This window comes from Bradyrhizobium sp., from assembly GCF_049798375.1.
In the GTDB taxonomy this organism is placed as follows: domain Bacteria; phylum Pseudomonadota; class Alphaproteobacteria; order Rhizobiales; family Xanthobacteraceae; genus Bradyrhizobium.
Window position 1 is genome coordinate 1 of the sequence record NZ_JBARGP010000347.1, and the last position, 12,857, is coordinate 12,857.

At 64.2% G+C, this 12,857-nt stretch carries 9 protein-coding genes; 1 reads left to right on the forward strand and 8 read right to left on the reverse strand.

Annotation, left to right across the window (positions count from 1 at the left end; genetic code table 11):
* The 5 genes from WA702_RS14610 to WA702_RS14630 all read right to left on the reverse strand — a co-directional run.
* A partial coding sequence (locus tag WA702_RS14610; RefSeq protein WP_425111244.1) for an O-antigen ligase domain-containing protein occupies nucleotides 1-950 on the reverse strand: 950 nt, incomplete at its 3' end.
* Nucleotides 947-2,104 (reverse strand): glycosyltransferase, encoded by a 1,158-nt coding sequence (locus tag WA702_RS14615; protein ID WP_425111252.1) that lies wholly within the window; start codon nucleotides 2,102-2,104, stop codon nucleotides 947-949. The genes WA702_RS14610 and WA702_RS14615, both read right to left, overlap by 4 nt.
* Nucleotides 2,101-4,392 (reverse strand): exopolysaccharide transport family protein, encoded by a 2,292-nt coding sequence (locus WA702_RS14620; protein WP_425111245.1) that lies wholly within the window; start codon nucleotides 4,390-4,392, stop codon nucleotides 2,101-2,103. Before WA702_RS14620 ends, WA702_RS14615 begins: the two co-directional genes overlap by 4 nt.
* Before the next feature lie 64 nt (nucleotides 4,393-4,456).
* Nucleotides 4,457-5,611, reverse strand: a complete 1,155-nt coding sequence (locus WA702_RS14625) for a glycosyltransferase (protein ID WP_425111246.1) — start codon at nucleotides 5,609-5,611, stop codon at nucleotides 4,457-4,459.
* 467 nt (nucleotides 5,612-6,078) lie between these two features.
* Entirely contained in the window at nucleotides 6,079-7,983 is a 1,905-nt protein-coding gene (locus tag WA702_RS14630) for a diguanylate cyclase domain-containing protein (RefSeq protein WP_425111247.1), read from the reverse strand.
* A 111-nt stretch (nucleotides 7,984-8,094) separates the two neighbouring features.
* Between WA702_RS14630 and WA702_RS14635 the strand changes: the two genes are divergently transcribed.
* Complete coding sequence (locus tag WA702_RS14635; RefSeq protein WP_425111248.1) at nucleotides 8,095-9,558, forward strand: AI-2E family transporter; 1,464 nt, start codon at nucleotides 8,095-8,097, stop codon at nucleotides 9,556-9,558.
* A 159-nt stretch (nucleotides 9,559-9,717) separates the two neighbouring features.
* Here the strand turns inward: WA702_RS14635 and WA702_RS14640 are convergent, their stop codons facing one another.
* From WA702_RS14640 to WA702_RS14650, 3 genes are all read right to left on the reverse strand, one after another.
* The gene (locus WA702_RS14640) at nucleotides 9,718-10,197 is read right to left on the reverse strand and encodes a TlpA disulfide reductase family protein (protein WP_425111249.1); all 480 of its coding nucleotides are present in this window, start codon (nucleotides 10,195-10,197) and stop codon (nucleotides 9,718-9,720) included.
* 50 nt (nucleotides 10,198-10,247) lie between these two features.
* Nucleotides 10,248-11,423: a Gfo/Idh/MocA family oxidoreductase gene (locus tag WA702_RS14645; RefSeq protein ID WP_425111250.1), complete on the reverse strand. Its 1,176-nt coding sequence runs from the start codon at nucleotides 11,421-11,423 to the stop codon at nucleotides 10,248-10,250.
* A gap of 157 nt (nucleotides 11,424-11,580) precedes the next feature.
* Nucleotides 11,581-12,795 (reverse strand): ABC transporter substrate-binding protein, encoded by a 1,215-nt coding sequence (locus tag WA702_RS14650; protein ID WP_425111251.1) that lies wholly within the window; start codon nucleotides 12,793-12,795, stop codon nucleotides 11,581-11,583.
* Nucleotides 12,796-12,857 lie beyond the last annotated feature (62 nt).

The window sequence follows — 12,857 nt, forward strand, 5'->3', positions numbered from 1 at the left end:
CCCAACGGCGTCAAGGTCGCCGCCAGCACCACGGCCACCGCAATGCCGGCCAAGATCAGGCCCGCGCGCCGCCGTGTCTGCGCAAACAGCAGACAGAACAGCAGACCGACCGCAAGCGAGATCCAGGCAGTGCGATACATCGACAGCAAGAGGCCGAGCACCGCAGGCAGCGCAGCGAGAAGCGCCGGCCACGGCCGCTTCGACAGCGCGATCAGAAGCAGTCCGACGGCGGTGAAGCTGGCATAGGCCGCCGGCGCGTTCATGGTCGAGAACGAGCGCACGCCATAAGGCACCGGCTGCCCGATCGAGATGATCGGTGCGAATTCCATCCAGTAGCGATCCCACGCCGGCGGATCGACATATTGATAGATGGCATAGCAACCGATGACGGGCAGGATGATGCGGAACGCCTGCGTCGCCGCCTCGATCAGCTCGCGGCGGTCGGCGCTGAGCATCAGCACCGCGGCATAGAGCAGCGGCGCCAACCATTTCAGCGGGCCTGACGCGGCGTTGGTCCAATCGGCCTGGATCACCGAGAGCAGGCCGGCATAGACCACGCAGCCGGCCACGATGCCGAGCGGCCAGAGCCAGCGCGGCGGCACGGTCCGCTGCTCCAGCAGGCGCGGCAGCTCGACGGCGGGGGCGAGGATGGCCAGCAGCGGCCCGATCAGCATCAGGCCGAGCTGGTCGTACCCGGCGGAGAGATCGACGATGCGGCGCACGAACGGCGCGAAAATGAAGAGGATCAGCGCGGCCTGCAGATGCGCGCCGGGGCGCTGGCGCCACGCGTACCAGCCCGCCGCGCCGCAGCCGAGCACAAACAGCAGGCGCGACGATCCGCCGAGCGGCCCGCTCACGGCGAGAGTGCCGAGCAGCACCAGCACGGCAGCGGCCCAGCCCGGCAATTGCCAACTGCGCCGTTCCGCCAGTGAAGCAAGCTCGGTGCTCACGCCGCGGCTCCCGTCTGCACCTTGTTGATCAGGAGGCCGATTCCATCCAGCATGCGCGCGAGGCTGTACTCGCTGCGGGCGCGGCGCAGGGCATAATCGAGTTGTGGCTGCAACTGCTCGGCGCCGGCCAAAACCGCGCTGATGGCGCGCGCCAGCGCCGGTGCGTCACCTGATGGAACCAGGCTGCCGGCGCGGCCGCGCTCCAGGATGTCAGGCGCGGCGCCGGCATCGGTCGCGACCACGGGCACGCCGACCAGCATCGCCTCGACCAGGGTGCGGCCGAACGGCTCGGGATCGATCGAGGGATGCACCATCACGTCGACCGCCTGCATCAGCCGCGGCACGTCGCTGCGATGTCCGAGGAAGCGGACCCTGTCACCAAGCCCGAGTTCGGCCACCATCGCCCGCAGCTGGGTCGCGTAGTCCTGCTCGCCGAACAGCGCATCGCCGACAATGATGCAGCCGACATCGGGCAGCTTCGCAAGCGCCTGCAGCAGCACGTGCTGGCCCTTCCAGGGCGCAAGCCGGCTGAACACGCCGACCAGCGGACCGGTGGGGAGGCCGAGCATCGCCCGGAGTTCGCTGCGCAGACACGGCTCAGTCTGCAACGCCAGTCCGTTGGGAACGATCTCGATCAGATCGGGCCGTCCGCCGGCGTCGATGAAGGCTGTGGCGGCCGCCTGCGATGGCACGATGACCTTGGCTGCGCAGGCATTGGCAAGGCCGATCTGCAGCCGGCGCTGCAAGCGGCCGAAATGCGCTGCGCTGATGATGTCGTGCAGATGCCAGACCAGCGGCCGCCGCACCAGCAGACGGGCGATGGCGGCCAGCACGAAAGCCTTCTGCGAATTGGCGTAGACCAGATCGTGGCGCCGCGCGGCGCGCGCGATCTCGAGGATGATCGCCATCAGACGGCCGAGCAGCGGCAGCGCCGCCAAGGCCGAGCTGTCGCGACGGAATCGCGCGAGTCCTTCGCCCCACTTCGAAGTCACGACCTCGAGCCGTCGCTCCGCCAACGCCTTGCTCAACGGCCCAGGCTCGAACAAGAAGACCGAGGCATCAGTGCGGCCCGCCGCCACGTCGAGCAGGATCAGCTCGGCGCCCCCCAGCTGACCGGTGTGATCCACGAACAGGATGCGCTCGGCAGCCATCAGCCTGCCCTGGCATAGACATTGGGTGTAGCGAACGGCGCGGCATCGCCGGTGCAGCTGCGCTCCGGCTCCGTCATCGTCACCACGATCGCGACATCGGCGGCACCGAGCGCCCGGGCCTGCCCGATCGCAGCCATTGCCGGCTCGATCCCAGTGCGATCGCCGCGCACGCAGAGCAGAACGCGATCGACGCCGGCGAGATGCTCACCGGGACGGCCGGACAGAGGCGTGTCGATCAGGATGGCATCGTAGCCACTGAGGCCGGACAGTCGCGCGGCGAGGCTGTGCGCCAGCAGATCCGGCACCGGCGCGCCGCCGAAGCCCAGCGGCAGCACAGCGAAGCCGAGCGGCAGCACATCAAAATTGGGATGATCGGTGCGCTGCACCGCGTCCTCGAGCGTTATCGCGCCGGCGGCGACGCCGCGCAATCCGGCGCCGAGGCGAAGTCCAAGCACCTGCTCAAACGCAGGACTGCGCTCGTCGCACTCGACGACGAGTACGCGGCGTCCGGCAGCGGCCAGATGTTCGGCGAGCGCAAGCAGAGTCGCCGTCTTGCCTTCACCACGCTCCGCCGATGTCACTGCGATCCGCCGCGTCTGGCCGTCGCTGCCGATCCCGAGTTCGTGCACGAGCGCATGCAGCGCCCCCTGGAAACCCGCATCCTCGGAGGCGAGGCGCAACAGCTGCGCGATCGAGAGCGCGCGATGGCTCTGGAGAATGGCGCCGACCGCGGAGAGCTGGCCCAGCGTCTTCAGGCGCGGCAAGCAGGCGACGATCGGCGCGTCGCCGATCGTGGGAAGCAGCTTCGGCTGCGGCTCCGGGTTGGCCGGCAGTCGCGCGCTCTCGACGGCTTGCGCAACGGGCGCGGATTGGACGGCGGGCGCAGCCACCTCGGCAGCCGCCTGGCGTTCGGCGCTCTCGACGGCGGACGCTTTCGCGTCCAGCGTGTCGACATCGGCCGTCTCGGGCGCGGGCGCAACCGGCGTCCCGCTCCGCGCAAATGGAGCCAGCCGATCCGCCATCAGCGCCGCGCCGATGCCGAAGATGATAGCGAGTGTTATGCCGGCGGCCAGGAACGGCAGCTTCTTCGGGAAGAACGGCTTGCTCGGCAGCTCGGCGAGGCTGACGAGCCTGGTGCTGCCGCGCAGGACGCGGCGCTCGGTCTCGAGCTCGCTCGCCTTCTTGTACAGCTCGGCATATTGCTGCCGCTTGATCTCGGTGTCGCGCACCATGCTCTCGATCGAGGCCTCGTCCAGCGTGGCCGAACCGGCCTCCGCCTTGGCCGCATCGAGCTGCATTTTGAGCGAGCGAACCGCGTCATCATTGGCGTCATAGGTCTTCTGGACGCTGGCGGCGATGTTCTGCATCTCGTCCGTCAGCCGCTGCTGGACCAGCGCCTGCTCGCGGCTCAACGCCAGCATCGAGGGATGCTTGGGGCCGAGCATGGTGGCGGCGCTCGCCAGCTGCGCGCTGACCGTGGTCAGCTGCTGCTTCAGATCGGCAATGCTGCGGCTGGCCAGCACCGAAGGCGCGTCGGTCGGACCGCGCGCCTGCTCCGATTTGATTTCCTGCAGGCGGGCCGCGGCCTCGGTCTTGGCGGCTTCTGCCTGCGCGAGCTGCTGGCTGATGCTGGTCAGCCGCTCCGAGGAGATCGGCGCAGTGGCGCCGCGCATCAGCCCCTTGCTGCGGCGGAACTTCTGGATCTTGTCGTCGGCGGCCTGGAGCTGCTCGTCGAGCTGCTTGAGCTCCTTCCTCAGCCAGGAGCTCGCGACCTCGCGGCTGTTGGCGCCTTCGTCGCGCTGATCGTCGAGGAAAACCTCGGTGAGCGCATTGGCGAGCGTCTGCGCGACGTCGGGCAGGCTCGACTGATAGGAGATGTTGATGACGCGTGAGCGCCCCGCGGACGCGATGCTGAAGCGGCTCTCGACGCGGTCGATGAAGGCCCCCGCATCGCTCTTCAGGCGGTCGCACCGCTCCGACGAGCCCAGCAACCCGCCTTTGCCACACTCCCTGACCACGGCATCGACCACGCCGGGCGCATTCATCACCAGCCGCAGCAGCCGCGGCGAGCGGATCACGAGCAACTGGCTTTCGAGATCGGCAGGATCGCCGATCTTCTGGTCCCAGGCTGGCGAGGAGTGACCGGCGCCGAGTTCCTGCTCGGCCACGATCACCGAGGCGGTTGCAAGATAGCGGACCGGCAGCACGAGCAAAGCGGCCACGGCGAGGCAGATCGTCGCGGCGAACACCACGCCGAACACGCGACGGCGCTCCCACAGTCTGGCAAGCATATCGAGGCTTGATCCAGCGTTCGATGTGTTCGGCTGCCCCATATGCCTGCGTCCTCTCATGCCGTTAGGCAATCAACCGCGCCAGATCGGCCTGCTCTCCGGCATAGACGCGCTCCATCTCCTCGTTCACGGCTGACATGAACTGGTGGCGGAACCGCTCTGCGGAGAAGAGGTTGGCGCGCTGCCGGCAGTCGAGACGCGAGAACGCCTTCTCGTTGGCGATGAAGGCGCGCACGCATTGCGTGATCGATTGCGGATCGGCCACATCGAAAAACATTCCGGTCGGCCGCGGGCCCGTGGCGACGATGGATTCGCGCGCGCCGCCCCGCCCGAGCGCCAGCACCGGCGCGCCCTCCGATTGCGCCTCGACAAGGATGATGCCGAAGTCCTCCTCGGCGGCGAACACGAACGCACGTGCCGTGTTCATGAGATCGCGCAGCTGCCGGTCCGAAACGAAGCCGGTGAACGTGATGTTGCGTCCCGCCATCTGCTTCAGCCGGTCAGCCTCCGGCCCGTCGCCGGCCACGACCAGCTCGAGATCGGGCATCGCGGTGAAGGCACGCACGATCGACTCGAGGCGCTTGTAGGGCACGAGCCGGCTCGCGGCCAGGAAGTGATTGCCGATCGGCAGGATCGCATCGCGATTGCCGACCGCCACCGGCGGATAGATCACCTTGGACTCGCGTCCGTAGATCTTCTTGATGCGGCGGGCGACGAAATGCGAATTGGTAAAGATCGCATCGGGACCGTGCGCAGTGCGGACGTCCCAGATGCGCATCCGGTGCAGGATCGAGCGCGCGACCAGACTCTTCAGGCCGGTCGCGTAGCCGCTCTCTTTCAAATAGAGGTGCTGCAGGTCCCACGCATAGCGCATCGGCGAGTGGACGTAGGCGATATGCACCTGCTCCGGTCCGGTGATCACGCCCTTCGCCACCGCGCAGCTCGACGAGATCACGAGATCATAGCCGGACAAATCGAACTGCTCGATCGCGATCGGCATCAGCGGCAGATACGAACGGTGCCGCTTGCGCAGGAACGGCATTTTCTGCAGGAAGCTGGTGTGCGCGGTTTCGAATCCAAGCTTGCGGCGATCGTCGTCGCTCAGCAGGTCGAACAGCGTATAGACGTCCGCGTCGGGATAGCAGCGCAGGATCTCGCGCAGCACCTGTTCGGCGCCACCAACGACGTACAGCCAATCATGAACGATCGCGACACGCATCGCCGTCTCCCGCTTCCAGGGTAATTTAACAAAACCCTTAAGGGAGGAGCTCACGCGCACAACTCATTCCTAAACTTTGAGTTAACCGGCGTCGGCCGCAGTCCTGACTTTTCCGGGTTAACGAGTAAGAAAGTGGAAAGGACGCCGCCACCAATGTTGTGCGTCAGGTTGAAACAGTTCTGCATCAGGCGCGAGTGGCGATCACGCGCGCAGCCTCATCCTGAAACAGAAGATGACCTTAGGGTCGTTTGATTAACAGGCTGTTGTCTGGGGGAGGCGCGCTGCCCGCATGCGCAGCGCTGGGGCGAGGGCCGCCGTGGCAAGTTATTAACAGCTTGCCACGCGATCGTGATTAACGAATGCCCTCCCGCGCAGTCGCGCACGTTAACGTGCGGCTCGCGGGCCGGACCATCGTCAACAGCCGAAAGCTGTCAGGTGATCCGCCATTCCTGCCGGAGACGTCATCCTCAAGAAGACGGCACAAGAGGAGGCGCAGGAACGGTCCGCCTCGGTGCCGAACTGCCGACTGTGCGATTTCGCCCCTGCTCCTTGGCCTGATAAAGCGCGACGTCAGCCTCCCGGACCAAGGATATGTCGTCGGCGGAGCTGGTGGACTTGGAAGCCACCCCGACACTGATCGTGACGTATCCCCTGCCCGCTGCCGGATGGACGATGTCGAGCTTTCGCACCAGCAGACGCATGGCGTCCGCCACTGTGACAGCATCTTCCTCCGCCACGTTCGGAAGCACGACTGCGAACTCCTCACCGCCATATCGGGCTGCCAAGCCGCCGGTCTCCATCGTCATGCTGCCGATAACGCTTGCGATGCGGCGCAGACAGCCGTCGCCCGCCTGGTGGCCCAGCGTGTCATTGAAGCCCTTGAAGTGGTCGATATCAATCAGCAGGAAAGAAAGCGTGCCGTGGGTGTCGTAGGCCTCACGAAGGAAGGAATCGAATCGGCGGCGATTCGCCAGTCCAGTCAGGCCATCCGTGGTTGCCAATTGCGAGAGCCGCTGATTGGCCGAGGACAGATCATCCTCGAGCCTTTTCTGCTCCGTGATGTCGCGCAGGACGCTGACGATCTCGAAGCGACCGCCTTCCCTGGCCTGCGCCAGCTTGAAGTTGGACTCGAGCCATACCAGCCCGCCATTCTTGCGCCAGGTCCGGAAGCGAACCGCGCGCGAGCCGGAGATATCCTTCAGATCGGCGCCGGCTCTGGCCAACGCTTCGCGATCGTCTTCATGAACCAGATCGGTGCAGAAGCGTCCGATCAGCGTCGCTTCGTCGATACCGAGCATGACTTTGACGGAATGAGACACGTAGCGCATGCGTCCCTTGACGTCAGACACGATCACGATATCAGCAATATTTTCCGCCAGCAGACGGTAGCGTTCCTCGCGCTCCTCAAGCGACCGTTCAAGGCTCGCCCGATAGCGGAATTGTCCTGCCAAGATAACGGCCATGAAGCCGACAGCCACGAGCAGGACCGCCGCAACGAAGCCGTCGCGCTTGAGGTCGTCGCGCCAGTTGCTCAGAATGTCCGCTTCCGAGCGCGCGACGGTGACGACCGTGCCGTACTTCGGACTCTGCTCATAGCCGATATACTTCGTCACGCCATCGAATGGCGAGCTGGTCTCGAAAAATCCGACTTTTGATTTTAGCAGACGAGACTGGAACAGCGGCGTGTCGGAGAGGCTCTTCCGGTCGTGTTGCGCCGGCCATCGCACCAAAGTGGTCCCGCCACTGCACATCAGGGCGATTGCTCCTTGCGGTCCCGTATGGAACGACTCGTAGAATTTCGCAAAATAGTCCTGATCGATCGCGGCGATGACCACACCTGCAAAATTACCCTGAAGATCGGAGATTCGCTTGGTCAGAACGATCGTCGGTCGTCCCGTGATGCGCGAGGTGACCGGACCACTGATGAACACTGAATTATCGGCGCTATCGCGGTGGTGGATGAAGTAGGTACGGTCCCCGTTGCTGTGGCTTGGCAGCTGATCGAGCGACGAATAGCGCCACGTCCCGTCCGTGTTCAGCACCCCGATTTCGCGCAGCTGCGGCAGGCTGCGAACCATTCCCACGAGATGGGCGTGGAACCGGTCTGCCAGCGGATTCTGATATTTCAGCAGCTCGGCCATACCCGTCATCGCCACGTCCGGGGCCTGAAAGGTGTTATCGGCGTGCTCGGCGAGAGAATGGGCGAGGTTCTGAATGTCGCGCTCTGCCTGTGCCAACATCGTCTCATGGGTCGCGGTCGCCTTCCAGACAGTCATTCCCAGCAGCGCCGCTGCCATGGTCAGCACGAAGACGCCGACGACGACGGCAGGATTGCGATAGATCAGGCGTTGAAGCGTGAGGGGGGACATCATGCGGAGCTTTTATTGCGACGACCGACAAATGGTGTTGAGCGGCTTGCAAAGCTCTAAACGGTGCGACCACGCTGGGAACAAACTCGCCGCGTCGCTAATGAGTTCTTGCGGTTGGCCGCAGTCGCGCGGAATGTCACCGTATTTCTACGGCAACTCTCGTTCGGGAAGCTTTGCGCCCGAGCAACGCGCCAACCTTTCGATCCGGCAAGATCACGGCGCGTCGCCAATGCGAACCGTTGGCCGGGGCTGGCCCTTAGGGAACTTCTATCGCCGGTCGCGTGTTTGGAACCAAATGGCGGGCAAGTGCAGCGATGCACGTCTCAAGACGTGCTTGGCCGTACCGGCGCGCGTCTCGTTTGTTTGGGAGGCAGTAGAGCTCATCGCTCTGAGATCGATATGAGCAGCAGGTGGGGCGGCAAAAACGAGATATCGATGGGGTTGAAGCCAGGCGCGTCAAGGCCGCTTGATCGCAGCGAGAGCGTGCGCCCGCCCGCCGGGCATAAGGCGCTGCCGCTGGGTTCGGGCGCGCGCATGAACGCGCGGGTCGTCTTTGCCATCGCGATCGTCGCGCTCGCAGTTTGGACCGCTGCGGGATTCCTGCCGCCGCTGGTCTGGGCCACCATTCTCGCCGTCGCCTTGTGGCCTCTTTACGTGAATTTTGCAGCGCGCCTCGCCTCGGGTCCGTCCGGCCCGGCCGCGCTGATCTTCACGGCGATCGTGGCACTCATTCTATTTACGCCGATGTCGCTCGCTATCTATCAGGTGGCGCAGCAAGGCAGCGAGATTGCAGGCTGGTTGAAGAACGCGCGCGAGAGCGGCATTGAAGTGCCGGACTGGATCGCTCATCTGCCTGTCGCGGCCGAGGTCGTGCAGCAATGGTGGCGCGCCAACCTTTCCGATCCAAAAGCGGCGACGGCGTGGCTGCAAATGGTCAATGCCGACAACGCGTCCGACCTCTTCAACACGCTGGGCGGGCAGCTGATGCACCGTTTATTCATGCTGCTGTTTTCGCTTTTTGCGCTGTTCGTCCTGCTCAGCAATGGCCGCTCTGTCGCCAATCGGTTTGTCGAAACCTGCGACCGTATCCTGGGACATCCTGGCGAGGGCGTGATCGAGAAGATCGTGGATTCGATCCGCGGCACGGTGAACGGCACGGTGATCGTCGCGGTCGGCGAGGGATTGCTGATCGGCGTCGGCTACCTCGTTGCAGGTGTCCCGAACGCCGTGATGTTCACCATCATCACCACGGCATTTGCGATGCTTCCTTTCGGCGCCTGGGCTGCTTTTAGCGCGGCAGCGCTGACCATTGTGTCGAGCGGCGGCAGCGAAGTTGCAGCCGTTTGCGTGTTCTGCTGGGGCGCCGCGATCATGCTGGCCGGTGATCACTTCGTGTGGCCAACTCTGGTTGGCGGCTCGGCGCGACTACCGTTCCTGTTCGCCTTCGTCGGAATCTTCGGCGGCCTCGCCACGTTCGGACTGCTCGGCCTGTTCCTGGGGCCGGTCGTGATGGCGGTGCTCTTGACGGTCTGGCGCGAATGGATTTTCCGGCCTGACAATCAAGATCAGCGCCGCTAAGCATCTGTCCGAAAGCGCGCCTCTCAGAAAGAACGCATCATGCGCGAGCAGCATGGTGCACCTCGCCGACGTCCTGATCGAAGATATCGGAAAGCAAGCCACGACGGCAAAGTAGATCATACGAGCGCGTCAGCCGATCGATGCGTGCCCAGATTAGATCTACGATTCCAAGTTCTCGCAGACAACGGACATGATCTCGGCACCGAGCTGCAGGTCGGGAATGTGGCCGAACATATGACGCCGCAGTCGGCTGTTGCGGTCGAACAGCAGCGTCGTCGGCGTGCCCTGGAAGCCGTATTCGCGCATGGTGTGCGGAAGGCCGACCCCGTCCGGCTCATCGATGCCGACCGGAAATCCGACCTTGTATTCGTGTAGGAACGCACCAAGCGCAGCGGGCCCCATCGCGTCATGATGTTCGAACACGCTGTGGAGGCCGATGACGACGACGTCCGACGACTTGAAGGTCGCAGCAACCCGTTGGGCCTGCGGGATTGCATTGGCGACGCATCCCGGGCAGAGCATCTGGAAGGCGGTCAGCATCACGATCCGGCCACGCAAAGCCGACAGCGACAGTCGATCTTGTGTGTTGAACCACTCGGTGGTCCGCCACTCAGGTGCCATCGCATCCGTGCTGGTCATTGTTGCTCTCCAAGCCAATCGCCCGCCGTCATCATCTTCCGCGTCTGAGATCAGCTGCTCAACTTAACAACAGCGCCATCCCTTGCCGAGCTTTCCAGGCACGCCATTACGAAGGCAAGCCCTTTGACCCCATCGTCGATCGCCGGCACCAGCACGGATGCGCCCGAGGTCGGAAGACCTCGGCGCGCCAGCATCATGTCGGCCAGCCCGCAGTAGAGGTTGGCCACCGCTTCCTGCAGTCCCTCGGGATGGCCGGGGCGCCTCAGCCGCGATGAATGCTGGGCATCGGCGGTCAGCATCGGCTGGCCACCCGAGATGGTCTGGATCTCGCCGCTGAGCGAAGCGATCGTGAGCTCATTGTGCCGGCTATGCTGCCACTCCATGTGGCCGGTCTCGCCGTAAACGCGCAGCCGGATATGGTTGGACATGCCAGCCACGGCATTGCTGACCTCGAGTTGTCCGCGCGTCCCGCCGGCGAGACGGAAGCGAACCTGCGCGACATCATGCACCTTGCGGCCGGGGACCATGGTGCCGACGTCGGCAGAGACGCGTTCGAACGGCTGCCCGGTGACGAACGCTACCAGATGATGCGCATGGGTGCCGATATCGCCGAGCACCAGCGAGGGCCCGCTGCGCTCGGGCTTCAGCCGCCAGCGCCGCTCGGCATCAGGACCAAGCTCGACGGCGGTCGCGATGCCGCCTGCGAGATACTCGACCTGCACCAGGCGAAGCGCACCGACTTCGCCGGCCAGACAGCGCGCGCGCATCTCGCGCACCATCGGATAGCCGGAATAAGTGTGTGTCAGCGCAACCGCGCAGCCGCTGGAGGTCGCCAGTTGCTGCAAGGCGCGCGCCTCGTCGAGCTCATTGCAGAGCGGCTTCTCGATCATCACGTCGATCCCGGCGCCCAGTGCGAGCCTGAGATAGGACGCATGCGTATCGTTCGGCGTGATGATGGCCAGCGCTTCGACGCCGTCATCGCGCACGCGTTCCTTGGCCAAGAAGTCCTCGATGCTGCCATAGCAGCGCGCTTCCGGAAGACCGATGGCCATGCCCTCCGATCGCGACCGCTCCGGGCGCGACGACAACATGCCCGCCACCAGTTCGAAACGCCGGTCCATGCTCGCGGCGATGCGATGAACCGGTCCTATCATGGACGGCGGGGCGCCGCCGACGATGCCGAGACGAAACGGGCGCCCGAGCGCGTTGATGACCGGATTGATCATGGCGGCCTCGCAGATGCCGCCGGGGTCGATCTAGCCCTCGCCGGCTTCATCAACATTCCTCGCAGCGCTTCTGTGCCGAACTTATCATCGAGGGACGCTTGCGTGGGCGCAGCGAGACCGCTGCGCCCACCGTCGAAACACCAGCCCTCCGCCTCGATTAGCGCGACGCAGTGCTGAGGTTGTCTCCGAAGAACTTCCAGGTCTTACCGTCGAACTTCGCGAGCTTGAAGGTGTCGAAGGTCGAATAGTCGGTCGGCGTCACGGATACCGTAACGCCAGGAAGCAATAATGGCAGCGATATCTTGCTCAGGTTCGTGGCCTGCTTCAGCACGTTCTCGCGCGTCAACACGTCACCGCAGTTCTTCAGAATGATGGCCGCGAACTGTGCGGAGGTGTAGCCGATCTGGTTGCTGCCATCGATCGGATTTCCTTCGGGATACCACTTCTTCATGAAGGCGAGATAGTCCTGCACGCCCTGATCGGAATCCCAGGCGGGATCGCCGACCACCTTGGTCGCCAGCGCCGTGATGAGGCCGGTGGATGCTTCGAGCCCGGCGGGCTCGAGCACGCCGCCGATCGAACTGGCAACGGACACAATGAAATGGGTCGGTTTCCAGCCGAGATCGGCAACCTTGCGGATAGCCTGCGCGCCGAATTTCGGCGTGGTGATCGTCAGCAGGACATCGGCACCCGCCGACTTCAGGTTGACCACCTGGGAATCGATCGTGGGGTCGGTCACCTCATAGCTGAGCTCCTTCACGATGAGGCTAGCCTTATCGCCAAGACCCTCCTTGAAGCCCTTCAGATAGTCCTTACCGAAATCATCGTTCTGATAGATGATGCCGATCTTCGCGTCCGGAATCTGCTTGACGATGTATTTTGCGTAGATCTTGGCTTCCTGCGCATAGGGTGGATAGAACGGCGTCGTCCAGGGAAAATTCTTGGCATCGTTCCACTTGCTGGCGCCGGTGGAGATCAGCAGATGGGGGATTTTCTTGCTGTTCAGGTATTTCTGGATGGCGGAATTCGTCGGCGTGCCCAGCGACCCGATGTCGGCAAGGATCTCGTCCTGCTCCACGAGCTTGCGGGTCTGCTCGACCGTCTTCGGCGGGCTGTAGCCGTCGTCCATGCTCAGGAACGTGATCTTCCGGCCGTTGATGCCGCCCTGGCTGTTGACCATCTGCCAATAGGCAGCCTCGGCCCGTCCCTGCGTGCCATAGGCGGACGCCGGACCGCTGTAGGGCATCGTCTGTCCGATTTTGATTTCGGTATCGCTAGCGCCTGGATCGTACTTCTTGTCGGCAGCCAGCAGCGCCGTGGCTGAAACAAGACTGAACGCGGCAGCGGTCGCCACCGCAATGCAACAACGCATCATAGTTCCTCCCAGTAGCGTCGCTGTTTGCCGCGACGTCTGGGTGGATCATGATCCGGCCT